Source organism: Sphingomonas cannabina (genome assembly GCF_021391395.1).
In the GTDB taxonomy this organism is placed as follows: Bacteria; Pseudomonadota; Alphaproteobacteria; order Sphingomonadales; family Sphingomonadaceae; genus Sphingomonas; species Sphingomonas cannabina.
In genome coordinates this window covers 1,964,949-1,990,655 of record NZ_CP090059.1, presented here as the reverse complement: position 1 = coordinate 1,990,655, position 25,707 = coordinate 1,964,949, and the positions used below count along the sequence as shown (strand labels likewise).

Genomic DNA, 25,707 nt, shown 5'->3' with positions numbered 1-25,707 from the left:
TTCGGCGCGGCGGTCCTGTTCGCAAATTTGCCGTCGCCCGCCCTCGAAATGCCGCTCCCGCCGGCCGTGGTCCAAACGGTGAGCGGCCAGCAGGCCCCGGCCACGATACCGGAATCGCCCCCGCCGGTTCCCGCGCCGGCAACGCCGGGCGCCCCGCCGGAGGCTTTGCCCGCAGCTCCAGCCGCCCAAAGCACGGCAACACCCGACACGGCAGTGCCGACAGCGGATGCGCCGGCGCAGGAGGTGCCCGCCGACGAGCTGACCGGTGACGACATCGTCATCTCGGGTCGGCGGCGCTCTCCCGGCGATCCGGCCGAACGGCTCAATGTCGAATCCTACAAGGCGGTGCAGGCGGTGGATCGCGCCATCGTCGCCCCGATCGCTAAGGGCTATAAGAAGGGGCTCCCCAAGCCGATACGCGACGGCATCCACAATCTCCTCGATCATCTCCAGGAACCGATCGTTTTCCTGAACTATCTGCTGCAGCTGAAGCCGGGAAAGGCGGTCGAGACATTGGGCCGCTTCGCGATCAACACCACGGCCGGGCTTGCCGGGACGATCGACATCGCCAAGCGCCGTCCCTTCAAGCTGCCGCACCGCCCGAACAGCTTCGCCAATACCCTCGGCTATTATGGCGTGAAGCCGGGCCCTTACCTGTTCCTGCCGATGATCGGCCCCACGACGGTGCGCGATCTCTTCGGGATAACGATCGACCGGCTCGTCATGCCGGTGGCCGTCGGGAAGCCGTTCAACAAGCCCTACTACACCATTCCGGTCAACACGCTCAGCGCGCTGGATTACCGGGTGGCGTTCGACGACAAGCTGACCGAGCTCCAGGCGGCCAAGGACCCCTATGCCGCGACGCGCGAGGATTACCTCCGGAAGCGCAAGGCCGAAATCGATCGCCTGCACAGCCCGCGCTGGCGCGGACACCGCCCGTCGGAGCAGCCCGCCGCGCCGACCGCTACGCCGGTACCCGCGGCAGAGACCGTGCCCGGCGCGACCCCAGACGCAACCATCGTGCCCGCCACGCCGTCACCGCGCCCCTGAACCGGCTTCGATCGCCGCGCGAAGATCGCCGTGATGCACGTGCAGGGCGTCGGCCGCAACGGCCGGGTCCATGCCGCGCGCGATCAGGATCGCCAGGGCGATGTCGTTGCCCGCCTCGCCGAGCGCCGCCGCCGCCCGTTCCCGCGAGACCTCCGCCGCCTCCCGCACGATGGCATTGGCGCGCGCTTCGAGCTTGGCGTTCGACACGCGCATGTTGACCATCAGCCCGCGATAGACGCGCCCCAGGCGCAGCATGATCGCGGTCGAGAGGAGGTTGAGCGCCACCTTCTGCGCCGTCCCCGCCTTCATCCGCGTCGAACCGGCGACGGCCTCGCTGCCGGTATCGGCCAGGATCGGATGCTCGGCAGCGGCGAGCAGCGGCGCGCCTTCATTGTTGGCGACACCGATCGTGAGCGCGCCGGCACGACGCGCCGCCTCGATCACCGCGACCGTATAGGGTGTCCGCCCGCTGGCCGCGACGCCGACGACCACATCGTCCCGCCCGATCCCCGCCTCATCAACTTCGGCGCAGGCTCGTTCGACATTATCTTCAGCACCTTCGACGCTCCGCGCCAGCGCGGCCATGCCGCCGGCGATCAGGAACACCAGCCGCTCGCCGGGCCAGCTGTAGGTCGGCGTCAGCTCCACCCCGTCCTGCATCGCGACCCGGCCGGACGTGCCCGCGCCGGCATAGACCAGCCTCCCGCCCGCGCGGAGCCGCGCCGCCGCCGCCTCGGCCGCGGCAGCGATGGCGCCGGTCTGCTCCTTGAGCGCGGCGACGGCGGCGATCTGCCCCTCCAGCATCGCCTCCACGGCGTTTTCGGTCGGCCAGCGATCGAGGTCGGTATAGCGCGGGTCTACGGTCTCGGTAGGCATGGCGGCCAGCCTAATGCCGAAACTGGCCAGTGCCCAGCATCGGCCCTATGACGGCGGCGATGGCCACCACCGCGATCCTCGGCGCGCGCGTGCTCTCCCCCCACGGCGAGCCCCATCCGCACGGGCTGCTGATCGAGCGCGGGCGCATCCGCCGCCTGCTCGGCGCGGGCGAGCGGGCCGCGGCGGACCGGACGGTCGAGCTCGACGGCGGCTGGCTCCTCCCCGGCTTCATCGACACGCAGGTCAACGGCGGCGGCGGCGTGCTGTTCAACGACGCGCCGACCGTCGAAGGTGCCGCCGCCATCGCCGCGGCGCATCGCCGGTTCGGCACCACCGGCCTGCTGCCGACGCTGATCAGCGATGACCTGGAGGTGGTCGACCGCGCGATCACGGCGGTTGACCGGGCGATTGCTGCCGGCGTGCCAGGCGTGCTCGGCATCCACGTCGAGGGGCCGTTTCTCAATCCCGAGAAGCACGGCATCCATGATCCGGCCAAGTTCCGCATCCTCGATGACGACGCGCTGGCGCTCCTCACCCGGCCGGGCCGCGGAGCCCGACTGCTGACCCTGGCGCCGGAGCTGGCGCCGCCCGGAGCGATCCGCGCGCTGACGGCGGCGGGCGTGATCGTCTCGGCCGGGCACAGCATGGCGAGCCACGCCGAAGCACGCGCCGCGCTCGACGAGGGGCTGGCGGGCTTCACCCATCTGTTCAACGCCATGACCCAGCTCGGCAGCCGCGAGCCGGGCATGGTCGGCGCCGCGCTCGACGACGGCGCCAGCATGTTCGGCCTGATCGTCGACGGCCACCATGTCGCACCGGCGACGCTGCGCATCGCGCTCGCCGGGCGCGGGCTCGACCGCGCGATGCTGGTCACCGACGCGATGCCGCCCGCCGGCACCGACATGACCCGCTTCACGCTGTTGGAACGAGAAATCACCGTCGGCGACGGCACGCTGCGTGCACTAGACGGCACGCTCGCGGGCGCGGCGCTGACCATGGCAGGTGCGGTCCGCAATGCCATTGTGATGCTAGGCCTCGACATCGGCGAGGCGTCGCGGCTGGCGAGCGCCAATCCGGCGCGCTTCCTCGGCCTCGACCGCGAAGCCGGGACGATCGCGCCGGGAATGCGCGCGGACCTGGCGCACCTCGATAAGGACCTGCGCGTGACCCGCACCTGGATCGCCGGCGAGGTGTCCGAGACGGGTGAATAGACCTCCGTCATCCGGCAGTGGTCAGGCCCTCCGATATCCCGCCAAGTGTAGCGCCCCGTCGAGCGGATCGCCAAGCGGGTCCGACAACCGCGCCACCGTCCGCGAACGCAGCCACGGCTTCATCCGCGGCGCTAGACCACCGACCAGCGCACAGCGCGGCGCGCCGCGTTCGAAGATCGTCTCGATGAACCGCTCGATATGCTGCGCGGCATCCTCGACGATCGAGCGGGCGATCGCATCGTTCGCCTCGGCATAGTCCATTACCAGCGGCGCGAAGGCGGCATAGTCGCGCGGGGTCGCCTGATCCATCCAGGCGATCGCGCGCGCGGTCTCATGGTCGAAGCGAGCGGTGACGGCGCTGCTCAGCGGCGTCGGCTTGGTGCGCCCGTCGAGCGCGCGCAGCGCGTGCCGCATCGCGCTGAGGCCGAGCGCTGCGCCGCTGCCTTCGTCCGAGATCGGGAAACCGTAGCCGCCGATCGCGAAATTCTTCCCCTCGAAGCGGATCTGGGCGATGCTGCCGGTGCCGATCACCAAGGTCGCGCCGTCCTGCCCCATATGCGCGCCGATGTTGGCGATGACGGCATCGGTCTCGAAATGCATCGAAGCGAAAGGCCAGGCGATCGCCGCCAGCGCCTCCCGCGCGCCAGGATGCGACAGGCCGGCGATCCCCATGCCGGCGGCGATCGTCGCGACCTGATCGCGGTCGAGCCCCGCCATCCCGACCGCCTGACCGGCGGCATCCATCAGCGTCGCCTGCAACCGCTCCGCGCCGATGCGCGCATTGGCCGGCCCGGTCTTGCCCGTGCCGAGGATCGTGCCGTCCGCATCGATCAGCCGGCTGCGGCAATGGCTGCCGCCGGCATCGATTCCCAGGAAATAGGCCATGCTCACTCCCGGTTGATGCGCCTATCCGGCGGCGATTCCATCGACGATCACGTCCGGACCGTCTATCCGGGCCGTGACGCCGTAGATATCGGCAATCTGCTCCACCGTCATCGTCTCCGTGACGCTCCCGCTCGCGACGATGCGGCCCTGCTTCATCCAGACGAGCCGGTCGGCATAGCGTGCCGCCAGCGACAGGTCGTGGAGCACCGCGAGCGCGCCCCCGCCCCGCGCGACGAAATCGCGGAGCAGGCCGAGCACGCGATGCTGGTGGCGCGGATCGAGCGACGCCACCGGCTCGTCGGCGACGATCAGCGGCGCCTCCGCCGCCAGCGCGCGGGCGAGGTGCACGCGCGCGAGCTCGCCGCCCGATAGCGTATCGGCGGCACGATCGGCGAGCGGCTGGAGATCGCAGGCGGCGAGCGCATGGCCCACCGCGACCCGATCGGCTTCGCCGAGGTGAGCGGGCGCCGCGCCATGGGCGAAACGGCCGAGCGCGACGACATCGCGCACCTTCGCCGGCCAGGCGAGCGGCCGGGACTGGGGCAGATAGGAGACGCGGCGGGCGCGCTCCATCGCCGGAAGCCGGCGGGCATCATCGCCGGAGATCGTCGCCCCTCCTCGATCGGCGGCGAGCAGGCCCAGCGCCATCCTGAGCAGCGTCGTCTTGCCGGCGCCGTTCGGACCGAGCAGCACGACCAGCTCGCCAGGCGCGAGAGTGAAGGATGCATCCTCGACGATGCCGCTGCGGGTGAGCCCCTCGGCGACGATCATGCCCCCCGCCTCCGCGCCGCGATCAGCACGAACAGCGGCGCCCCGACCAGCGCCGCGACCACGCCGAGGCGCAGCTCGTTGGCGGTCGGGATCAGCCGCACGCCGATATCGGCGAGCACCAGGAACAGGCCGGCAAGCAGCGCCGAAGGCACCAGGCTGCGCGCCGGATCATGGTCGACCCACGGCCGCACCAGATGTGGCGCGACGATGCCGACGAAGCCGATCGCCCCGGCGATCGCGATCGAGCCGCCGGTGAGCAGGCCGGCCCCCAGCACCACCGCGATCCGCTGGCGCCGGAGGTCGAGGCCGATGCCGGCCGCCGCCTCCTCGCCCAGCATCAGCGCAGAGAGACCGCGGCGGGTCGCCAGGAGGATCGCGCCGCCCAGCACCAAGAACGGCGCCGCCGCACCGATCTCGTCGAAGCTGCGGTTGGCGACCGATCCCAGCGTCCAGTTGACCATGTCGGTCAGCGTGAAGGGGTTGGGCGCGAGATTGAGCAGCAGCGCCATCACCGACCCGGCGAAGCTCGACAGCCCCACGCCGACGAGGATCAGCGTCGTCACCGAGCTGGTGCGCAACGCCACGCCGGCGATCAGCGCGGTCGCCGCCAGCGCACCGATGATCGACGCCAGCGGCAGTGCGAACAGCCAGGCGCCAGCGAGGCCGTAGTAAAGCGCCACCGTCGCGGTCAGCGCCGCCGAGGCCGAAACGCCGAGCACGCCCGGCTCGGCGAGCGGATTGCGGAGCAGTCCTTGCAGCGCCGCTCCGCTCATCCCGAGCGCGGCTCCCGCCAGCAGGGCGGCGAGCGCACGCGGCAGGCGGATCGCCCAGACGACGAGTCGGTCCCCCATGTCGCCTCCCCCCGTCAGCGCCGCGAGCAGGCGCGGCGCAGGCAACGGCACGGAGCCGAGGAAACACGCGGCGACGAGCGCAGCAAGGCAGGCCAGCACAAGGAGCAGGATCAGCCTCATCGCGCCGCCGCCTTCGCCATCGCCTCGACCGCGTCGAGCACGAACCAGCCGCCGCACGCCGTCGATGCGCCGGAGAGGTTCGCCGTGGACCGGCCGGCGAGGCGGCGCACCAGCGGGTGGCCGGCCGCGCTCCACGGATCGGGCCGCTTCCAGCGCGTATCGAGGAAGGCGCTGGCGACCACGTCCGGCGTCGCATAGGCGAGCCGTTCGAGCGGAATCGTACTCCAGCCCGGCGCGGTCTGGAAATTGCGGAGGCCCGCCGCGGCGAACATGGCGTCGATCATCGTTCCCGGCCCCGCCGTCACCCCGCCCGGCGTGACGTAGAGCGCGCTCCGCCCACTCCCGCCGCGCTGGAGCGCCGCCAGGCGAGCGTCGAAGCTGCGCGCCATCGCTTCCCCCTTCGCCCGCTCGCCAAGCCCGGCGGCGGTCTCCACCAGCACCCGGCGCACGCCGGCGAGATCGTCGGCATAGCCGAGCTGGAGCACCGGCACGCCGGCACGCGCGAACATCGCCTCCGCATTGGGCCCGCCGCCGTAGCTACGCACGACGAGATCGGGCTTCAGCAGCAGCACGTCCTCCGCGGTCGGCCGCACCTGTCGCACGCCCTTCGCCGCGTCGCGCATGTAAGAGAACTCGGCGGCGGCATCCGGCGACACCGCCAGGATGCGCTCGCGCGACAGCAGCCGGAGGACGTACTGGTCTGCGCAATAATCGAGGCTCACCACCCGCGCCGGACGCGCGGGAGCCCGCGCCGCCGGCGGCGCGGCGGCGCAGCCGGCGGTCAGCATCGCGAGCAGGATTGCCGCCAGCCTCACAGCTTCAGTCGCACGCCTCCATATGCCGCGCGGCCATAGGTGCCGTAGCCCGCCACGGTCTGATAACGTTCGTCGAACAGGTTATCGACACGGCCGTAGATCGAGAAGCGATCGCCGATCGGCATCTCCGCACGGATGCCCGCGACGGCATAACCGTCGAGCCGTACCCGGTTGGCGGCATCGTCGAAGCTGTCGCCCGCCACCAGCAGCGTCGCGCCCAGCGACAGGCCGAACGGCAGGCGATAGTCGGCGCTCGCGCTCCACTGGTCGCGCGGGCGGCGCTGGAGGTCGAGCCCGTCGAACCCTGCCGAGCGGTTGAGCGGCTCCATCCAGGTGTAGTTGGCGGCGAAGGTGAGGCTGTCGACCGGCCGCAGCGTCAGCCCCGCCTCGACGCCCTGCACATGGGTACGGTCGATGTTGCCGTAGCAGAAGCAGCCTATGTCGAAGTTGATGCGGTTGCGGACGGTGCGGTCGAAGAAGGTGGCGCCGAAGCGCAGCCGCCCGTCGAGCAGCGCCTGCTCGACGCCGATGTCCCAGCTCTTCGCCGTCTCGGGCCGGAGGTCCGGATCGCCGAACGAGCTGAACCGCTCGTAGAGCGACGGCGCGCGGAAGCCCTCGGCATAGCTCGCGCGGATGGTGGTGCGCGTCTTGAGCGCCAGCGCCGCGTTGGCGCTGAAGCTGGTGTGGCTGCCGAACGTGTCGCTGTCGTCGTTGCGGACGCCGCCGGTCACGGTCAGCACATCGATCGGCCGGACGATCAGCTCGCCGTAGACGCTGGTCAGCCCCGCCGACTTGCGCAGCGTGCCGTCGTAGAAGCGGCTGTCCTCATGCTCGGCGCCGAATACCGCGCGGACCTGCTCGATGATGGTGAAGTCGCCCTGATATTCGTAGCGCTCGCTGCGCCCCCGCGCGAAGAAGCTCGGCGCGCTGCCGAAGGTCGGATCGAAATTGTCGCGGTTCACGTCGGCGATGGTGAAGGCGATCCGGTTCCTGAACCGCCCGCCGGCGAGGTCGGCATGGAGCCCGGCATAGCCGTAGATCTCCTGTGCCTTCGAATATTCGGGCGTGTCGGCCAGCGTGAAGCTCGGCGGCGGGAAGCCGTCGAGGTCGGTACGGCTGTCGGCATAATAGCCGCGCAGGTCGAGGCCGATGCCGGGCGCGATCTCGACGCCGATCCGGCCGGTCGCGCCGAACTGGCGATAGCCGTCCCGCTCGCTGCCGTCCGCCGCGGCCGAGATGCCGTCGGTGCGGAGATATCCGGCGGTAAATGCGCCCGACAGCCCACCGCTGCGGCCGGAGACGCCGCCGCTCGCGAACACGCTGTCGGCATAGCCATATTCGGCATTGGCGCGCGCCTGGAGCCCTTCGCCCGGCTGTTCCGTGATGACGTTGACGACGCCGCCGATCGCCTGGCTGCCCCACGGCACCGAATCCGGCCCGCGCACCACCTCGATCCGCGCGACCGAGCTCGACAAGAGGTTGGCGAAGTCGAACGCGCCGGCGGGAGCCGAGGGATCGTTGACGCGCACCCCGTCGATCACGACGAGCGTGTGCTCGCTCGCGGCGCCGCGGATGCTGACGCTGGTGAGCGTGCCGACACCGCCGCTGCGCGTCACCTGCACGCCCGGCGTGGTGGCGAGCAGGTCGGCGATGGAGACGGTCTGGCGGCGCTCGATCTCGTCGCGGGTGATGACGGTGACGGCCTGGCCGGTCTGGTCGGCCGGCTGCGCGGCGCGCGCGGAGGTGACGACGATGTCATCGCCATCGTCGGACGCGTCCTGGGCATGGGCGGGCAACGCCAGCGCGGCGGCCCCGGCCAGGAACAATGCGGATCGGATCATTCGGACTTCCCTCGCCCGCCCGGCGTCGACTTGGGGCGAGCAGCAACGACATTTCCGGCCCGCCCCATGACAAGGGCGCGACGATGGCCATCGGCTGTCGTTACGAAGGGATGCTTCCCCATGCCCGCGGCTGGACCCGGCCCGGCACGAACGACGCGATGGCAGGTCTCCTGGCTCGCCGATCGTCGCTTGCGGCCGTCTTCCCGGAGGCAGGACGCCTCCAGTGACGTATTGGCCGTCAGCTCCCGGCTTACAGTTGCGGGCACAGCGCCGGAATCGCACCGGCTTCCCTCTTCGCCGGTCGCCCGGCACCATCTGGCGCGCGGATTAGGATCGTTGCGGCAGCGAAGTCAATCGGCGTCGGGTTGCCGCTCCGGCTCGGCGTCGACGAAGGCGGGCAGCGTGCGGGCATTGGCGACGACCTCCGCCAACCGCGGCCAGGGCGAGGTATCGAGCTTGTAGCGCTCGGCATTGTACCATTGCGGCACCAGCGTGATATCGGCGAGCCCGACCGTATCACCGAACGCGAAGCGCCCGCCGTGACGGGCGACCATCACCTCCAGCGCGTCGAACCCCGCCGCCATCCAGCGCTGCATCCAGGCGACCACGGCATGGCCGTCGGCGCCGAACTCCGATCGCAGGGCATTGACGATGCGCAGATTGTTGACCGGATGGATGTCCGCCGCGACGGCCAATGCCATCGCCCGCACGACCGCCCGATCGTCGGGACCGGCCGGCAGGAACGGCGGCTCGGGATGCGTCTCGTCGAGCCATTCCAGGATCGCGAGGCTCTGGACGAAGACGCGGCCACCCACCTCCAGCGCGGGCACCAGTCCCTGCGGCGACTTCGCGACATAATCTGGCGACGCGTGGGCGCCCGAGCGTAGGTCGTGCGTCACCTGCTCATAGGCGAGCCCCTTGAGATTCAGGCCGATTCGCGCGCGGTACGCCGCCGAGGACCGCCAATAGCCATGCAGGATCATCACCGTCTCCGAGCCGCTTGTGACATTTTGCTACATTATTTCCGTTGCCTCGTGCGACAGGATCGGCGAACGCCCGCGCAATCCTATTGCATTGCGAAACCGTCGCGCCACCGCCGAACGATGAGGTGTTAATGACATCGAGCGCTGCCACCAACGGTTCCCGGAGCGGCACGATGGCATGGCGCGCGGGCGTCATGGCGCTGGCGCTGGTGCTGGGCGCCTGCAGTGGCGGCGATGCCGCTCAGCAGAAGGGCGGTTCGGGCGGCCGTGGCGGCGGCGGCGGAGGTCCGGCGACGGTCGGCTACGTCGTGGTGCAGCCGACGTCGGTTCCGGTGACCACCGAGCTCGCGGCGCGCACCGCCGCCTTCGAGACGTCGGAAGTCCGCCCGCAGGTCTCCGGCATCATCCAGAAGCGGCTGTTCACCGAGGGCGGCATCGTCCGCGCCGGGCAGACGCTCTACCAGATCGACCCCAGCATCTATCGGGCGAGCGCCAACCAGGCGAGCGCCAACCTGTCCGCCGCCGCCGCCCAGCTCGAGGCCGCGCGCATCCGCGCCGACCGCTACAAGCCGCTCGCCGCGGCCGAGGCGGTGAGCAAGCAGGACTATACCGACGCGGTCGCGCAAGCACGCCAGGCACAGGCCTCGGTCGCGCAGAACCGCGCGGCGCTCGAATCGGCGCAGGTGAACCTCCGGTTCACGCGCGTCCCCGCCCCCATCACCGGCCGCATCGGCCGCAGCCTCGCCACGGTCGGCGCGCTGGTCACCAGCAACCAGGCCGATCCGCTCGCGGTGATCCAGCGGCTCGACCCGATGTTCGTCGACATCCAGCAGTCGAGCACCGACCTCCTGACGCTGCGCCGCTCGCTCGCCTCGGGCAACATCGTGCCGACCAGCGCGCAGGTGCGCCTCAAGCTCGAGGACGGCACCGACTATGGCTACACCGGCACCGTGCAGTTCTCCGAAGTGACGGTCGATCAGGGCACCGGCACGGTGACCTTGCGGGCGACCTTCCCCAATCCCGACGGGCTGCTGCTGCCGGGCATGTTCGTCCGTGCGACGTTCGCGCAGGGGATCAACAACAATGCCTTCCTGGTGCCGCAGGCAGCGGTGATGCGCGATCCGCAGGGCAACGCCACCGTCTATGTCGTGGGCCCGAACAACAAGGCCGTGCGGCGGCAAATAACCGCGCCCCGCGCGCAGGGGGCCTTCTGGGTCGTGACCAGCGGCCTCAAGGCGGGCGACAAGGTGATCACCCAGGGCATCGCGCGGCTCAGGCCCGACGCCGACATCAAGCCGGTGCCGGCGAACACCCCGCAGAACATCGGCCCCCCGCAACAAGGGCAGGGTCAGGGCAACGCCGCCGCACCCAAGGGCCGCTGAGGCAGTCGGCCGATGATCTCGCGCATCTTCATCAACCGTCCGATCTTCGCGTGGGTGATCGCGATCATCATCATGCTGTGCGGCGTGGGCGCGATCTTCTCGCTCCCGATCGCGCAATATCCCGACGTCGCGCCGCCGCAGGTCAACGTGCGGGCGAACTTCCCCGGCGCCTCGGCGGAGACGCTGGAGAACAGCGTGACGCAGGTGATCGAGCAGCAGCTCACCGGCATCGACGGCCTGCTCTATTTCACCTCGACCTCCTCCTCGCGCGGGCAGGTGTCGATTTCCGCCACTTTCGAGAAGGGCACCGATCCGGACATCGCCCAGGTCCAGGTACAGAACAAGGTACAGCAGGCGATATCCCGTCTGCCCCAGCAGGTGCAGCAGCAGGGCATTACGGTCACCAAGTCCAACCCGGACTTCCTGATGATCGTGGCGGTCTATGACGAGACCGACACGCACACCAACGGGGACGTCTCCGACTGGCTGGTCTCCAACATGGAGGAGCCGCTCGGCCGCATCCCCGGCGTCGGCGATTCCAACGTGTTCGGATCGCAGTATGCGATGCGGATCTGGCTCGATCCCAACAAGCTCGCGAGCTTCCAGCTCATGCCGGGCGACGTCGTCACCGCGATCCAGAACCAGAATACCGAGGTGGCGGCGGGCGAGGTCGGCGGACAGCCGATGCCGGACACGCAGATGCTGAACGCGACCGTCACCGCGCGTTCGCGCCTGCAGACGCCGCAGCAGTTCCGCGACATCATCCTCAAGACGCAGCCGAGCGGCGCCGCCGTGCGGCTCAGCGACGTCGCCCGCGTCCAGCTGGGGCAGGAGAATTACAACTCGCTGAGCCGCGTCAACGGCCACCCCGGCGCCGGCATCGCCATCAATCTTGCGCCCGGCGCCGACGCGCTGGAGACCGCCGAGCTCGTCAAGCAATATGTCGAGGCGCAGTCGAAGCGCTTCCCGATCGGCTTCAAATACGCCTTCCCCTACGACACCACCGACTTCATCAAGCTGTCGATCGACGAGGTGGTGAAGACGCTGTTCGAGGCGATCGTCCTCGTCGTCCTCGTCATGTTCGTGTTCCTGCAGAGCTGGCGCGCGGTGCTGGTGCCGGCAGTCGCCGTGCCGATCGTGCTGCTCGGGACCTTCGCCATCTTCGCCATCGCCGGATTCTCGATCAATACGCTCACCTTGTTCGGGCTGGTGCTCGCGATCGGCCTGCTCGTCGACGACGCCATCGTCGTGGTCGAGAACGTCGAGCGTCTGATGGAAGAAAATCCGGACATGACGCCGCGCGAGGCGACGATCGAGTCGATGAACCAGATCACGGTCGCGCTGTTCGCGATCGCGCTGGTGCTGTCGGCGGTGTTCCTGCCGATGGCGTTCTTCGGCGGATCGACCGGCGTGATCTACCGCCAGTTCTCGGTGACTTTGGTGTCGGCGATGGCGCTGTCGGTGCTGGTCGCGATCGTGCTGAGCCCGGCGCTCACCTCGCACGTCCTCAAGCAGAAGAACCATGGCGGCGAGGACAATGGCTGGCTCGCGCGGCGCTTCCCCATCGTCGGCCGGACGCTGCGCGGGGCGGCGGACCGCTTCAACCGCGGCTTCGAATGGACGGTCGAGCATTATCTGCGGTCGGTCCGCACCGTCGTCGACCGCAAGTGGCTGTTTCTGCTGATCTACGTCGCCGTCTGCGCCGTGCTGGTGGTGATGTTCTTCCGCCTGCCGACCAGCTTCCTGCCGACCGAGGATCAGGGCGGCGCGCAGGTCCAGTTCCGGCTTCCCGCCGGCGCCACGCGCGGCCGCACCTTCGAGGTGCAGCAGGCGGTCGAGAAATATTTCCTCACCAACGAGGCGAAGAACACGCGCGTGCTGTTCACCGTCAGCGGCGGCGGCGGGGGTGGCGTGAGCGGACAGAACACCGGCCAGGGCTTCCTCGCGCTCAAGCATTGGGACGAGCGCAAGGGACGCGAGAACGGCGCCGATGCGATCACCAGCCGCGCGGCGCAGGCGCTGTCGGGCCTGCGCGACGCCCAGGTCTTCGTGCTGGTGCCGCCGGCGATCCGCGGCCTCGGCCAGTCGAACGGCTTCACCATGGAGCTGCAGAACTCGGGCAGCCTCACCCGCGAGCAGTTCGCCGCCGCGCGCGACCGGCTGCTGAACATGGCGGAAAACGATCCCGCGCTGCGGGCGGTGCGCCTCTCCGACCTGCCCGACATCGCCACGCTCAAGATCGACATCGACCAGGCCAAATTGTCCGCGCTCGGGCTCAACGAGGCCGACGTCAACAATACTCTCTCGACCGCCTGGGGCGGCCGCTACGTCAACGACTTCATCGACCGCGGCCGCGTGAAGCGCGTGTACGTGCAGGGCGACGCGCCGTTCCGCGCCTCGCCCGAGGACATCTCCAAATGGTTCGTGCGCGGATCGAACGGGCAGATGGCGCCCTTCTCCTCCTTCGCGCGCATCTCCTGGTCGCAGGCGCCGACGACGCTGTCGCGCTTTTCCGGTATCTCCTCCTTCGAGTTCCAGGGCCAGTCCGCGCCTGGGCACAGCTCGGGCCAGGCGATGGAGCGGATGGAGCAGCTCGCCGCGCAGATTCCCGGCACCTCGGTCGCCTGGGCGGGCCTGTCCTATCAGGAGCGGCTGTCGTCGGGGCAGGCGCCGATCCTCTACGGCCTGTCGCTGCTCGTCGTGTTCCTGTGCCTGGCCGCGCTCTACGAGAGCTGGTCGGTCCCGATCGCGGTGCTGCTGGTGATCCCGCTCGGCTTGGTCGGCGCGGTGTTCGCGGTGACGCTGCGGGGCCTGGAGAACGACGTGTTCCTCCAGATCGGCCTGCTCACCACCATGGGCCTCGCCTCCAAGAATGCGATCCTGATGATCGAGTTCGCCGAGGCCGCCGAGCGGAAGGGCGCGCGCGTGCTCGACGCCGCGCTCGAGGCGGCCCGCATCCGTCTGCGCCCGATCCTGATGACCAGCTTCTCCTTCATCTTCGGCGTGCTGCCGCTGGCGATCTCGACCGGCGCGGGCGCCAACGGCCGCATCGCGATCGGCACCTCGGTGATCGGCGGCATGATCACCGCGACCATCCTGGCGATCTTCTACATTCCGCTGTTCTTCGTACTGGTGCGCCGCAGCGTCCGCGACGGGCTCGCGCGGCTCAGGGGCAAGCCGACCGGCTACCAGGGGCCGCCGCACCACGACGACGAGGAGGGGGAGCCGAAGCCGGCATGATCCGCCCGATCCTCCCGCTCGCATCGCTGATGGCGCTGGCTGCCTGCTCGATGGCGCCGGAATATGAGCGCCCGGCGGCACCGGTGCCGTCGTCCTGGCCGGTGGGCGATGCCTATCTCCGCCAGAACGAGGCGGGGCTGCCCAGCGTCAGCTATCGCGACATCTTCCGCGACCCGCGCCTCCAGGCGCTGGTTGAGCAGGCGCTCGCCAACAATCGCGACCTGCGCGTCGCCGCCGCCAACATCGCCGCAGCACGTGGCGCCTATCGCTCACAGCGGAGCACGCTGTTTCCGACGGTCGGCACCGGGGCGAGCGCGGGCGCGAGCAAGGGCGGCACCAACGCCCAGAACGCCGGCTCGAGCAACGACGTACGCGAAAGCTATTCGGCCAACGTCGGCATCACCGCCTTCGAGGTCGACCTGTTCGGCCGCGTCCGCTCGCAGAGCCGCGCCGCGCTGGAGGATTATTTCGCGACCGAGGCGGCGGCGCGCGCGACCCGGCTCACGCTGGTCGGCGACATCGCCAACGCCTGGCTCACCTATGCCGCCGACAAGAGCCTGCTCGCGCTGGCGGAAGATACGGCGAAGAACGCGCAGGAAAGCGTCCGCCTGACACGGCTGCGGCTGGAGGGCGGTATCGCGCCGCGCACCGACCTCCGCCAGGCCGAGCAGACCGAGGCCCAGGCCCGCTCCGATATGGCGGCGCAGCGCACCGCGCTCGCGCAGGACGTCAACCTGCTCCAGCTCCTCGTCGGCGCGCCGATCGACCCGGCGCAGCTCCCCGCCTCGATCGACGAGGCGGCGCCGACGCTGGCGGAATTGCCCGCCGGGCTCGATTCGGGCGTGCTGCTGCGCCGGCCGGACGTGGTCCAGGCCGAATACCAGCTCCGTTCCGCCAATGCCCGCATCGGCGCGGCGCGCGCGGCGCTGTTCCCGCGCATCAGCCTGACGGGGCTGCTCGGCTTCGCCAGCACGGCGCTGGGATCGCTGTTCGACGGCGACCGCTTCACCTGGAACGCCTCGGGCGGCATCGACTACAACATCTTCGACGCGGGCGGCGCGCGCGGCGACCTGCTCCAGGCGCGCGCGCAGCGCGATGCGGCGGTCGCGACCTACGAGAAGGCGATCCAGACCGCCTTCCGCGAGGTCTCCGACGCGCTCGCCCGCCGCGGCACCATCGCAGATCAGGAAACGGCGCAGCGCAGCCTGGTGACGGCGGCGCAGGACAATTACGACCTGTCCTATGCTCGCTACCGCGGCGGCATCGACACCTTCCTGCAGAGCCTCGATGCGCAGCGCTCGCTTTATTCGGCACAGCGCAGCTACGTCGGCACGCGGCTGGATCGCGCCACCAATCTCGTCGACCTCTACCGCACGCTGGGCGGCGACGCGTTGCTCGATGCGACGCCGGAAGGCCCGAAGCCGCTGTCGCCAGAACCGGCCGCCACGCCGACGCCGCGGACCCGCTGATCACTCGTCGTCGACGGCTTCGTCCTCGTCCTCGTCGAGGCCGAGCGCCTCTTCCTCGTCCAGGTCGAGTTGCTCCTCGATCGCCTCGCTGATCAGGTCGAGCTGCTCGTAGGTCGCGCTGTATTCGACGGTCTCGCCGTCCTCGTCCTCGACATGGAGCAGGTAGCCGTCGGCTTCCTGCGTGATCGTGAACTGTCCAAGCACCTTTGCCATTGCCGCACTCCATCGCCTGGGGCTTCCGCCCGACAACCCCGCAGCGCGGCGCGCGTTCCAATGGCCGTAGCGCGGCGCGCGTTCCAATGGATCGTCGGACGGGCTAGAGTGGACGCCGATGACCCGCTTCACCGTCAACAACCAGCCGGTCGAATATGAGCTGGACCCCGCCACGCCCCTGCTCTGGGCGCTGCGCGACGCCTCCAATCTCACCGGCACCAAATACGGCTGCGGCACCGGCGAGTGCGGCGCGTGCACGGTCGACATCGACGGCAAGGCTGTCCGCTCCTGCACCGTCGCCATCGGCAACATCGAAGGCGTCTTCGTCACCACCATCGAGGGCCTATCGCGCGACCGCAGCCACCCGGTGCAACAAGCATTCCTAGCCTCCAACGTCGGACAATGCGGCTATTGCATCCCGGGCCTGGTGATGACCGCTCAGGCGCTGATCCGCGCCAATCGCAATCCCGGCGAGGACCAGATCAAGGCGGCGATCACCAATCTCTGCCGCTGCGGCAGCTATCCCCGGATCGTCGCCGCGATCCAGCAGGCGGCGGCGATCGCGCGCGGCGACGAGACGATCGACACCACGCCGCGGCCTGACACCGATCCCGCCGAGGCAGCCCGAGCGGTCCCGGCGCTCGCTCCGCCGCCGCCGAAGCGGCCGACTTCCTGACAGATTGCTTTCAGCCCAATTCAGCCATCGCTCATCGCTCCTCCGGCAATAAGCGTGCCATCGAGACGTGTGCCGGGCGACCGGCCGTGGAGTGACACGAACATGAATAAGGCGATTCTGGCCGCGCTGATCGCGGCGACTGCGCTGGCGCCGATCGCCGCCAGTGCGCAGGAATGGCGCGGCCGAGGCGGCGGCGACCGTGGCGGCTCTCCTCGGGCCGAGCAGCCGCGCGGCAACGGCGGTGGCGGCGAGCGTTTCCAGCGGAGCGGTCAGCGCCCCGACTGGTCGCGCCCGAGTGCTCCGCAAAATGCTCCGTCGCGCAGCTTCGACAATGGCGGGCGGCGCTTCGACCGTCCGCAGTTCCAGGGCCGCCCGCAGTTCCAGCGACCCGACGGCCAGGCGCGCCCCGCCTTCCGGTCGGGCGGGAACGACGGCGACGGCTTCGGCCGCCGCTGGCAGGGCGACCGCCGGCCTGATTTCCGCCGCGACGACAACCGGCCTCCGGTGAACGCCACTCCCGGCGTGCCGCGCGGTGACCGCGACGGCGACGGCCGCCGCGACTGGAATCGCGATCGTCGCGATGGGCAATGGGACCGCAACCGGGACAATGATCGCCGCAACTGGAGCAGCGAGCGCCGCGACGGGGATCGGCGGGGCGACTGGAACCAGCGCCGCGACTGGGACCGCCGGGGCGACTCGAACAGGCGCGACTGGGATCGCCGCAACTGGAACCGGGGCGACTGGGACCGGCGGGACTGGGATCGGCGCGGCAACTGGAACCGCGGCTGGCGCAACGACAACCGCTACAACTGGCGGGATTGGCGCTCGCGCAACCGCTATGCCTATCGCCTACCGCGCTATTATGCGCCTTACGGCTGGGACTACGGCTATCGCCGGTTCAGCATCGGCGTGACGCTGAACTCCATTCTGTTCGCCCAGAACTACTGGATCGCAGATCCCTGGGAATATCGCCTGCCGCCGGCCTATGGCCCCTATCGCTGGGTGCGCTACTACAACGACGCGCTGCTGGTGGATATGGACACGGGCGAGGTGGTCGACGTGATCTACGACATCTTCTGGTAAGCTGACCCGATCACGCGCCGAGGGGCCGGTCCGCGAGGGCCGGCCCCTTGATTTTGATGCTCCCCGCGCCATGGTCGGGATCATGAACGTGGTTGAGAAAAAGGCAGGATCGCCGTCCCGCACCCGCGCCCAGTTCGGCGCGAGCGTGGTCGCGCGGCTGGAGGCGAATCCCAAGGTCAAGCGCGCCAAGGTCGAGACCGCCGACGTCTTCTATCATCAGGACTTCATCACCGATGCGGAGTGCGACACGCTCATCCGGCTGATCGACGCAGGCCGCCGCCCCTCGACCCTGCTCGCCTATTCGAGCGATCCCAATTTCCGGACCAGCGAAAGCTGCGACCTTGACCGATTCTCGCCGCTGGTGCGTCCGATCGACGAGCGGATCGCCGATCTGCTCGGCATCGATCCCCCTTATGGCGAGACGATGCAGGGCCAGCGCTACGCCCCCGGCCAGCAATTCCGCGCGCACCACGATTATTTCCACGAGACCGCCGACTATTGGCCACGGATGAAGGCGGAGGGCGGCCAGCGCACCTGGACCGCGATGATCTACCTCAGCGACGTCGAGGAAGGCGGCGCCACCTGGTTCCCGCAGGCAGGCGTCCGGGTACCGCCGCGCAAGCGAATGCTGCTCGCCTGGAACAACATGAAGCCCGATGGCAGCCCCAACACCAATACGCTCCACGAGGGCATGGCGGTGACGAAGGGCGTCAAATACATCGTCACCAAATGGTTCCGCGAAGACCATTGGTACAAGCCGCGCTGACCCGCACACCACCGTCACCCCGGCCTTGTGCCGGGGTCCACGGTGCCGCAACCTATGCACAAGAGGCTCGAGTCTTGGATCAGCCGCTCGGTGGACCCCGGCACAAGGCCGGGGTGACGGTGAGATTGGGGCACTGGTCACCCTACCCTCGCCCCTTCTGTCGAGCTAAGTCATATCGATGACTCCCGTGCTCGGCATCCAGCGATCGATCCTCGGCCAGCCCTGGCGCTGGCGTGGCCTGGCGGCGGATGCCCGCGACGGGCTGGTGCCGGACGATCTCGTCACGACGCTGCTGCTCGCCCGCGGCTGCCCGCGCGACGGGCTCGACGCCTACCGGACGCCCAGCATCCGCGGCTTCATGCCGGATCCCTCGATCTTCCGCGACATGGACCGCGCCGCCGCCCGCCTCGCCGACGCTGTCGCCGCGCGCGAGACGGTCGCGGTGTTCGGCGACTATGACGTCGACGGCGCCACCTCGGCCGCGCTGATGGTGCGGCTGCTGCGCGATCTCGGCCTGGCGCCCCGCCCCTATATCCCCGATCGGCTGATGGAGGGCTACGGCCCCTCGGGCGAGGCGCTCGTGCGGCTGGCGCGCGAAGGCGCGAGCCTGATCGTCACCGTCGACTGCGGCGCGCAGGCGTTCGAGGCGCTGGAAATGGCGCGCGGGGCCGGTGTCGACGTGATCGTCGTCGACCACCACAAATGCGCCGCCGCGCTTCCCGTCGCCCATGCGGTCGTCAATCCCAACCGCCTCGACGAGACCGACGGCGCCGCGCACGGCCACCTCGCCGCGGTCGGCGTCGCCTTCCTGCTCGGCGCCGCGCTGCTGCGCGAGCTGAGGCAACGCGGCTGGTTCGCCGAGCATCCGGAACCGCGCCTGCTCGACCTGCTCGATCTGGTCGCGCTCGGCACCGTCGCCGACGTGGCGGCGTTGCGCGGCCTCAACCGCGCCTTCGTGGCCCAAGGGCTCAAGGTCATGGCCCAGCGGCGCAATCCCGGCATCGCCGCACTGATCGAGGCCTCCCGCCTCACCCGCGCGCCGACCGCGAGCGATCTCGGCTTCGCGCTCGGCCCGCGCATCAATGCCGGCGGCCGCGTCGGCAAGTCGGACCTCGGCGTGCGCCTGCTCACCACCGATGATCCTGACGAAGCACGCGTGATCGCGCAGGAGCTCGATCGCCTCAACGAGGAACGCCGAGCGATCGAGGCCGGCGTCCAGGTTGCCGCCGAGGAGATGATCCACGCCAAGGGCAACCGCGCCGTCGCGGTCGTCGCAGGCGCCGGCTGGCATCCCGGCGTGATCGGGATCGTCGCGGGTCGGCTCAAGGAAAAGCTCAACCGCCCCGCCATCGTCATCGCACTCGACGAGGCGGGCATCGGCAAGGGATCGGGCCGTTCGATCGCCGGCGTCGACCTCGGTGCGGCGGTGCTGTCGGCCAGGGAGCACGGCCTGCTCGTCGCCGGCGGCGGCCATGCCATGGCGGCCGGGCTCACCGTCGCCGCCGACCGGCTCGACGCCTTCGCCGACTTCCTCGAGGAGCGCCTCGCCGAGCCGGTCGCCCGCGCTGCCGACGACCGCGCGCTGCTGATCGATTCGGTGCTGGCGCCGGGCGGAGTCTGCCCCGACCTCGTCACCGCACTGGAGGCCGGCGGCCCCTATGGCATGGGCTGGCCCGCCCCGCGCGTCGCGGCGGGGCCGGTGCGGCTGGTCAAGGTCGACGTGGTCGGCAACGGCCACGTCCGCACGATCGCGGCGGGCGACGACGGCCGCAGCCTCAAGGCGGTCGCCTTCCGCGCCGCCGACACCGCGCTCGGCGCCGCGCTGCTCGGCGCGCCGTCGCACCGCCGCCTCTGGCTCGCCGGGCGCGCCAGGATCGACGACTGGGGCAGCCGCCCGGCCGCGGAGCTCCACATCGACGACGCCGCCTGGGCGGATTGACGGGTTATCGACAGTAGCGACTCGGCGGCACCCCCAGCACGCGCTTGAACATCGTCGAGAAATTGGCCGGCCCGTCATAGCCGAGGTCGAGCGCGATCGCCGTGATCGGCTCGCCCGCCGCGAGCCTCGGCAGCGCGACCGACAGGCAGGCCTGCTGCCGCCACTCGGCGAAGCTCATGCCCGTCTCGCGCCGGAACAGCCGCGTGAAGCGGCGGCGGTTCATCGCCAGCGCATCGGCCCATTGATCGATGGTGGCGGTCGCCTGCGGCCGCTCGAGGAACGCCTGGCATCGCGCCGCCAGCGCGGGATGACGCGGGAACGGCACCGCCAGCGGGATGACCGGCGCCCGGTCGAGCTCTGCGACCAGCAGCTTCATTACCAGCCCGTCGCGCCCATCCTCGTCATACTCGGCCGGCACCTCCGCCGCCACGACGAGGAGTTGGCGCAGCAAGGGAGAGACGGCGACCACGCCGCAGGTACGCCCACGCGCCGGGCAGGCTTCGGGCTCGATCAGGACGCTGCGGGTCTGCACCGCGCCGACCATGCGCACCGCATGCGGCATTCCCGCCGGTATCCAGACGCCGCGCTCGGGCGGCGCCACCCAGGCCCCGTCCGGCGTGCTGACCGCGACCACGCCGCTCGCCGCATAGAGGAATTGGCCGCGCCGATGCCGGTGTTCGGCCAGCTCGAACGACGGCGGATAGTCGTTGCCGATCCCGACGACCGGCCGCGGCACATCCTCATAATCGTGCGAATAGCGCTGCTGCATGTCTGTCCCGATCTCAAAATCGAATGGCCCATATGGAGAAGCGGGACGCGATGGGAAGGGCTAATCGCTCCGTCCGCGAAAGGAGCAGCGATGAACGAGATGAGGGCGGTAGCGAAGCCTCGGGTGGCGGCGACAGGCACGGCGTTCGGTGTCATCGTCGCGATCAGCTTCTGCCACATGCTCAACGACATGATGCAGTCGCTGCTCCCGGCCATCTATCCGGGGCTCAAGACCGATCTGGGGCTGAGCTTCGGTCAGATCGGTCTGGTGACGCTCGCCTATCAGATCACCGCCTCGATCCTGCAGCCGCTGATCGGCCTTTATGCCGACAAGCGGCCGAGCCCGTTCGCGCTGCCCGGCGGCACGCTGTTCTCGCTTGCAGGCCTGACGGTGCTGTCGATCGCGCACAGCTATGGCCTTGTGCTGCTCGGCGCGGCGCTGCTCGGTGTGGGATCGTCGGTCTTTCACCCCGAATCCTCGCGCGTCGCGCGGATGGCGGCGGGCGGACGGCACGGGCTCGCCCAGTCGCTGTTTCAGGTCGGCGGCAACGCCGGCCAGGCGCTGGGCCCGCTCGCGGCGGCGCTGGTGGTGGTGCGCTGGGGCCAGTCGAGCCTCGCCTTCTTCGCCCTGATGGCGCTGCTGTCAGGCGCGGTGCTGTGGAACGTCGCCGCCTGGTATCGCCATCACGGCCTCGTCCGCCTGAAGGCCGGCGACGGGGCATCGGCGGTGTACGAGCTGCCGAAGGGACATGCCGTCAGGGGCATTGCGATCCTGCTGGCGCTGATCTTCTCGAAATATGTCTATCTCGCCAGCCTCACCAGCTATTTCACCTTCTACCTGATCCACCGGTTCGGCGTGTCGGTGCAGGACGCGCAGTTCCACCTGTTCGCCTTCCTCGCCGCGGTCGCGGTCGGCACCGTCGCCGGAGGCCCGCTCGGCGACCGTTTCGGCCGCAAGTACGTGATCTGGTTCTCGATCCTGGGCGCGCTGCCGTTCACGGTGCTGCTGCCCCACGTCGGCCTGTTCTGGACCGCGCCGCTCACCATCGCGATCGGCCTGATCCTGGCCTCGGCCTTCCCGGCGATCGTCGTGTTCGCGCAGGAACTCGTGCCCGGCAAGGTCGGCATGATCTCCGGCCTGTTCTTCGGCTTCTCGTTCGGCATGGGCGGTCTCGGCGCCGCCGCGCTCGGCTGGATCGCCGACCGGACCAGCATCGAGACGGTCTATCAGCTCTGCGCGTTCCTGCCGGCGATCGGCCTGCTCACCGCGTTCCTTCCTGATGTCGGGCGTAAGCAATCTTCGTCCGAAGCCTGATCCCAATATATGCGGGGAACGCCGGGCGCGCAAAGCGGAAGCCGAAACGCTCCGCCGGTGCCCCTACGGGAGGCGTTTTATCCATCTACGATACTGATAAACAAAACAGATTTGTTACTCTCCGGATGGAGCCACCATCAGAATCATCTTCATCGTCCATGGTCAATTTGTATGAGTGCGGGACGGAAGAGGTTATCCGAGTTCGGATCTAGGACTCTCTCAATCCCAACCGATCGACCACCTCAGCGAAATGCGCCAGCGCCTCCGGTGTCGGCCCGGGATAATCGCCGGGCGTCGGCTGGTCGCCGATGAAGCCCATGTCGGCCTTGCCTTCCGGCAAGCTGTAGAAGCCCAGGACGAAGAGATACCGCAGCGTATCCATGAAGGCGACGGGCGCCGTCATCTTGGCGGCAGGCGCCGCAGCGGTCAGCGCGTCCAGCAGCTCGACACGCTGTGCCGGCGTGATCGCATCGAATGCGGCGCCGTGCATCGCCCGGCTCTGCGCGTCGAGCCAGATCAGCCCGCCGAGCACCTGCGCCCTGTCCGCCCGCTGGATCGGATAGGGTGCGCTGATCCATTCGTCCACGAACGCCCCGACACCGAGCGTGCCGGCACCCGGCGACCGCTCGTCGGCGGGGAGGATCAGGTCGCCCAGCAGATCGACGGTCGTGCGCTGCGCCTTGCTGAGGGTCAGCGGCCAGGGCGCCACGGGCTTGGTCAGATCGGGATCGCGGCCATAGCCCTTGGCCGGTGGCGGCTCAGGCAACGTATCGGGCCAGTCCGCGACGATGTCGAACGGCGGGGCAGCACCGCTTTCGGCGGCCATCGCCGGCGGCGACCAGCGCGCGAGCGGAAGCATCGCCGCGGACATCATCCATTGCAAGGTGGCGCGGCGCGACGGGGTCAAGCGAAGGCTCCTGACTTGAAACGCTCGGCAAGCCGCTCGGAAGCGCGCAGCGCCAGCGCGAGGATGGTGAGCGTCGGGTTCTTGTGCGCGCCGGAGGCGAAGATCGCGCCGTCCATGAGCACCAGATTGCCGACGTCCCAGGTCTGGCCATAGCTGTCGACCACCGACGACCGCGGGTCCGCGCCCATCCGCGCGGTGCCCAGCTCGTGGATGATCTCGCCGCCGGCGGTGATGATCTTCTCGGGCGGCAGGGCGGGATCGAGGATCACGGCGTTCATCCGCTTGAAGACGGCATGCGCGGTCCGCTGCCCGTGCGCGACCTGGTTCAGCTCGTTCTGCGACCAGCGGAAGGCGAACCGCAGCACCGGGATGCCGAACCGGTCCTTCACCGCGGGATCGATCTCGCAATAGCTGTCCTTGTTGGGGATCATCTCGCCGCGCAGCGTCATCCCGATGGTGGCACCCGAGGCACTGCGCACCGCCTTCTTGAGCGCCGGCCCCCACACGCGCGGCAGCGCGGCCGCCGGCGGAATGCCGAACCGCCCGCCGAGCTCGAAATGATAGCCGCGGGCGAAGTCCAGCTCGCCGCGCTTCTGCTGCTGGTACAGCCAGAAGGGGATGTACATGTGCTGCCCGCCGATGCCGTCCTCGTTGTAGCGCGGGCGGTCGGCGAGCGCGGGGACATAGGCGCGGAAGGACGCGCCCGTCGAATCGGTGAGGTTGCGCCCGACCTGGCCGGAGGAATTGGCGAGGCCGCCGGGCCGTTCGCCGTCGCCCGAATTGAGCAGCAGCCGCGTGGTTTCGCACGTCCCCGCCGCAAGCACCACGGCCCTCGCCTTTGCCTGGTGGCGGACGCCCGTCTTGCGGTCGACATACTCGACCCCGGCGGCTCGGCCGGCCGCACCCATCACCACGCGCGAAACCATCGCGTCGGTCACGATCGTCAGCCGCCCAGTGGCCTTCGCCATCGGCAGGAAGGAAGTGGTCGTCTGGAACATCGCCCCGATCGTGCAGCCACGCGTGCAGGGCGTCGCGTTGAAGCAGGCGCTGCGCGGCGCGACGTCGTCGGGCATGTCGCGCGTCAGCACGGCGGTATGCGCCGGCCGCACCGGGATGCCCAGGCTTTCGGCAGCCGCCTTGATGAGCATTTCCGTAACGCGCGGCTTGGGCGGCGGCATCAGGCAGCCCGCGGGCGAATCCGGATGGTTCTCCAGCTCGATCCGTCCGCCGTTGACGCCGATCATCCGCTCGACGCGGTCGTAGAAGGGGGCGACGTCGTCATAGCCGATCGGCCAATCCACCCCGAGCCCGTCGCGCGAGAAGGGCTTGAAGTCATAGGGTCCCCAACGCGGCACGTGCCGGCCCCAGTGGTTGGTCCGCCCGCCCAACATCCGCGAGCGGTACCAGCGGAAGTCGGTGCCCTCCTGCATGGTGTAGGGTTCGCCGTCGACCTGCCACCCGCCGCCCACCGTCGCATCGAAATAGCCGAACGGCTTGTCGGGCGTGGCGGCCCCGCGCAGCGGCGCGTCGCTCTCGGGCGCGAACATGTTGACCTCGGCCTGCGGGTCATAGTCGCGGCCCGCCTCCAGCATCAGGCAACGCAGGCCCGCTTTGGTCAGGCTATAGGCCGCCATGCCGCCCGCGGCGCCCGAGCCGACGATGATGACGTCGGCCGCGGCGGCTGCCGGATCGAGCGCGCCGGACGTCACCGGGCGCCTGCCTTGGCGTCCATGCCCCGCGCGTCGAGCCGGCGGAGCTTGATGTTGCGGAACGCGACCGGCTCGCCATGGTCCTGCAGGCCGATCACGCCGCTGGGAAAGGTGCCGAACAACGGCATGGTCGCGAACTTCGACGCCGCCACCCGCTTCCGCCACGCGGCATCGCCGAAGGTGACGTCGGCGGTGAGCTTGCCGTTCAGCCATTGCCGGATACGCCCCGGCTCGACGCGCAGCCGCGCGTGGTTCCAGCTCCCGGCCGGATGTGCCGCGCCCGGCGGCGGCACCGTCAGGTCGTAGAGCGCGCCGGCGCGATGCGACGGGATCTTGCCGTCGGGGTGCCCGGCATCGTCCAGGATCTGCATCTCCAGGCCGGTCTCGTAGATGTACCTGGTCTGCGGCACGTTCCGCGCGAGATAGAGAACGCCGCTGTTGCCGCCGCGCTCGACCTTCCAGTCGAGCGTCAGCTCGAACGCGCCATAGCTGTCGGCGGTGACCAGGTCCGCCCCGCTCATCTTGCCGCTGCTCGCCGTCAGCATCAGCACGCCGTTGCGTACCGTCCACGACGAGGCGGGCGCGCCGCCGGTGTAGGATCGCCAGCCGGCGAGGTCGCGGCCGTTGAACAGCAGCTGCCAGCCTTCGGCGCGCTCCCGGGCGGTGAGCGTGTTGGATGCGGTATCATGGTGGTCGGCCAGCGCCGGAGTCGCCGTCAGCGCCAGAAGGAAGAGGCCGGCACCGGATAATCTACGCATCTTGTCTCTCCCGAAAGCCCGACCCGATTCCGCACGGGCGATGTCACGCATTACGGCTGTACCGCCACGTTCCACCAGA

22 protein-coding genes and 1 riboswitch are annotated in these 25,707 nt (G+C 69.7%); of the genes, 10 read left to right on the top strand and 12 right to left on the bottom strand.

What is annotated here, in order from left to right; translation table 11 throughout:
- The first annotated feature begins 213 nt into the window (after positions 1-213).
- Entirely contained in the window at positions 214-1,050 is an 837-nt protein-coding gene (locus tag LZK98_RS09570) for an MlaA family lipoprotein (RefSeq protein ID WP_233786310.1), read from the top strand.
- Here the strand turns inward: LZK98_RS09570 and LZK98_RS09565 are convergent.
- Positions 1,036-1,926, bottom strand: coding sequence for an N-acetylmuramic acid 6-phosphate etherase (locus LZK98_RS09565; protein WP_233786309.1), 891 nt, complete (start codon positions 1,924-1,926; stop codon positions 1,036-1,038). The two genes, LZK98_RS09570 and LZK98_RS09565, sit on opposite strands and share 15 nt — an antisense overlap.
- Before the next feature lie 47 nt (positions 1,927-1,973).
- On the opposite strand from LZK98_RS09565, the gene nagA reads away from it, so the two are divergent.
- Positions 1,974-3,137 carry an N-acetylglucosamine-6-phosphate deacetylase gene (nagA, locus tag LZK98_RS09560; protein WP_233786308.1) on the top strand — a complete coding sequence of 388 codons (1,164 nt, stop codon included), beginning with the start codon at positions 1,974-1,976 and terminating at the stop codon, positions 3,135-3,137.
- A gap of 21 nt (positions 3,138-3,158) precedes the next feature.
- On the opposite strand, the gene LZK98_RS09555 is transcribed toward nagA, so the two are convergent.
- The 6 genes from LZK98_RS09555 to maiA all read right to left on the bottom strand — a co-directional run bounded on the left by LZK98_RS09555 (position 3,159) and on the right by maiA (position 9,403).
- Entirely contained in the window at positions 3,159-4,022 is an 864-nt protein-coding gene (locus LZK98_RS09555; protein WP_233786307.1) for a BadF/BadG/BcrA/BcrD ATPase family protein, read from the bottom strand.
- 21 nt (positions 4,023-4,043) lie between these two features.
- Positions 4,044-4,793: an ABC transporter ATP-binding protein gene (locus tag LZK98_RS09550; RefSeq protein WP_233786306.1), complete on the bottom strand. Its 750-nt coding sequence runs from the start codon at positions 4,791-4,793 to the stop codon at positions 4,044-4,046.
- Entirely contained in the window at positions 4,790-5,764 is a 975-nt protein-coding gene (locus tag LZK98_RS09545) for a FecCD family ABC transporter permease (protein ID WP_233786305.1), read from the bottom strand. Before LZK98_RS09545 ends, LZK98_RS09550 begins: the two co-directional genes overlap by 4 nt.
- Complete coding sequence (locus LZK98_RS09540; RefSeq protein ID WP_233786304.1) at positions 5,761-6,579, bottom strand: ABC transporter substrate-binding protein; 819 nt, start codon at positions 6,577-6,579, stop codon at positions 5,761-5,763. The genes LZK98_RS09545 and LZK98_RS09540 overlap by 4 nt, the downstream gene beginning before the upstream one ends.
- Positions 6,576-8,420, bottom strand: coding sequence for a TonB-dependent receptor plug domain-containing protein (locus tag LZK98_RS09535; protein WP_233786303.1), 1,845 nt, complete (start codon positions 8,418-8,420; stop codon positions 6,576-6,578). The genes LZK98_RS09540 and LZK98_RS09535 overlap by 4 nt, the downstream gene beginning before the upstream one ends.
- A gap of 144 nt (positions 8,421-8,564) precedes the next feature.
- Positions 8,565-8,751: riboswitch (cobalamin riboswitch) on the bottom strand.
- 19 nt (positions 8,752-8,770) lie between these two features.
- Positions 8,771-9,403 (bottom strand): maleylacetoacetate isomerase, encoded by a 633-nt coding sequence (gene maiA, locus LZK98_RS09530; protein WP_233786302.1) that lies wholly within the window; start codon positions 9,401-9,403, stop codon positions 8,771-8,773.
- Positions 9,404-9,576: 173 nt separating this feature from the next.
- On the opposite strand from maiA, the gene LZK98_RS09525 reads away from it, so the two are divergent.
- Genes LZK98_RS09525 through LZK98_RS09515 form a run of 3 tightly spaced genes read left to right on the top strand, consistent with a single transcriptional unit; the run spans position 9,577 to position 15,494 of the window.
- Positions 9,577-10,785 carry an efflux RND transporter periplasmic adaptor subunit gene (locus tag LZK98_RS09525; RefSeq protein ID WP_233786301.1) on the top strand — a complete coding sequence of 403 codons (1,209 nt, stop codon included), beginning with the start codon at positions 9,577-9,579 and terminating at the stop codon, positions 10,783-10,785.
- Between the two features lie 12 nt (positions 10,786-10,797).
- Complete coding sequence (locus LZK98_RS09520) at positions 10,798-14,025, top strand: efflux RND transporter permease subunit (RefSeq protein WP_233786300.1); 3,228 nt, start codon at positions 10,798-10,800, stop codon at positions 14,023-14,025.
- On the top strand, positions 14,022-15,494 hold the full coding sequence (locus tag LZK98_RS09515) for an efflux transporter outer membrane subunit (RefSeq protein WP_233786299.1): 1,473 nt from the start codon (positions 14,022-14,024) through the stop codon (positions 15,492-15,494). Before LZK98_RS09520 ends, LZK98_RS09515 begins: the two co-directional genes overlap by 4 nt.
- Here the strand turns inward: LZK98_RS09515 and LZK98_RS09510 are convergent, their stop codons facing one another.
- Positions 15,495-15,707, bottom strand: coding sequence for a hypothetical protein (locus LZK98_RS09510; protein WP_233786298.1), 213 nt, complete (start codon positions 15,705-15,707; stop codon positions 15,495-15,497). It abuts the gene before it with no gap.
- A gap of 118 nt (positions 15,708-15,825) precedes the next feature.
- Between LZK98_RS09510 and LZK98_RS09505 the strand changes: the two genes are divergently transcribed.
- From LZK98_RS09505 to recJ, 4 genes are all read left to right on the top strand, one after another.
- Entirely contained in the window at positions 15,826-16,383 is a 558-nt protein-coding gene (locus LZK98_RS09505; protein ID WP_233786297.1) for a (2Fe-2S)-binding protein, read from the top strand.
- A gap of 102 nt (positions 16,384-16,485) precedes the next feature.
- The gene (locus tag LZK98_RS09500; RefSeq protein ID WP_233786296.1) at positions 16,486-17,466 is read left to right on the top strand and encodes an RcnB family protein; all 981 of its coding nucleotides are present in this window, start codon (positions 16,486-16,488) and stop codon (positions 17,464-17,466) included.
- 82 nt (positions 17,467-17,548) lie between these two features.
- Positions 17,549-18,232, top strand: a complete 684-nt coding sequence (locus tag LZK98_RS09495) for a prolyl hydroxylase family protein (protein ID WP_233786295.1) — start codon at positions 17,549-17,551, stop codon at positions 18,230-18,232.
- Positions 18,233-18,410: 178 nt separating this feature from the next.
- On the top strand, positions 18,411-20,171 hold the full coding sequence (gene recJ, locus LZK98_RS09490; protein ID WP_233786294.1) for a single-stranded-DNA-specific exonuclease RecJ: 1,761 nt from the start codon (positions 18,411-18,413) through the stop codon (positions 20,169-20,171).
- A gap of 4 nt (positions 20,172-20,175) precedes the next feature.
- On the opposite strand, the gene LZK98_RS09485 is transcribed toward recJ, so the two are convergent.
- The gene (locus LZK98_RS09485) at positions 20,176-20,940 is read right to left on the bottom strand and encodes an AraC family transcriptional regulator (RefSeq protein WP_233786293.1); all 765 of its coding nucleotides are present in this window, start codon (positions 20,938-20,940) and stop codon (positions 20,176-20,178) included.
- 90 nt (positions 20,941-21,030) lie between these two features.
- Between LZK98_RS09485 and LZK98_RS09480 the strand changes: the two genes are divergently transcribed.
- Positions 21,031-22,254, top strand: a complete 1,224-nt coding sequence (locus LZK98_RS09480) for an MFS transporter (protein WP_233786292.1) — start codon at positions 21,031-21,033, stop codon at positions 22,252-22,254.
- Between the two features lie 208 nt (positions 22,255-22,462).
- Here LZK98_RS09480 and LZK98_RS09475 read toward each other — a convergent pair whose 3' ends face one another.
- From LZK98_RS09475 to LZK98_RS09465, 3 genes are read right to left on the bottom strand one after another with little or no spacing between them, the layout of a single operon-like run.
- Complete coding sequence (locus LZK98_RS09475) at positions 22,463-23,161, bottom strand: gluconate 2-dehydrogenase subunit 3 family protein (RefSeq protein WP_233786291.1); 699 nt, start codon at positions 23,159-23,161, stop codon at positions 22,463-22,465.
- Entirely contained in the window at positions 23,158-24,870 is a 1,713-nt protein-coding gene (locus tag LZK98_RS09470; protein WP_233786290.1) for a GMC family oxidoreductase, read from the bottom strand. Before LZK98_RS09470 ends, LZK98_RS09475 begins: the two co-directional genes overlap by 4 nt.
- Complete coding sequence (locus tag LZK98_RS09465) at positions 24,867-25,628, bottom strand: 3-keto-disaccharide hydrolase (RefSeq protein ID WP_233786289.1); 762 nt, start codon at positions 25,626-25,628, stop codon at positions 24,867-24,869. Before LZK98_RS09465 ends, LZK98_RS09470 begins: the two co-directional genes overlap by 4 nt.
- Between the last annotated feature and the right edge of the window lie 79 nt (positions 25,629-25,707).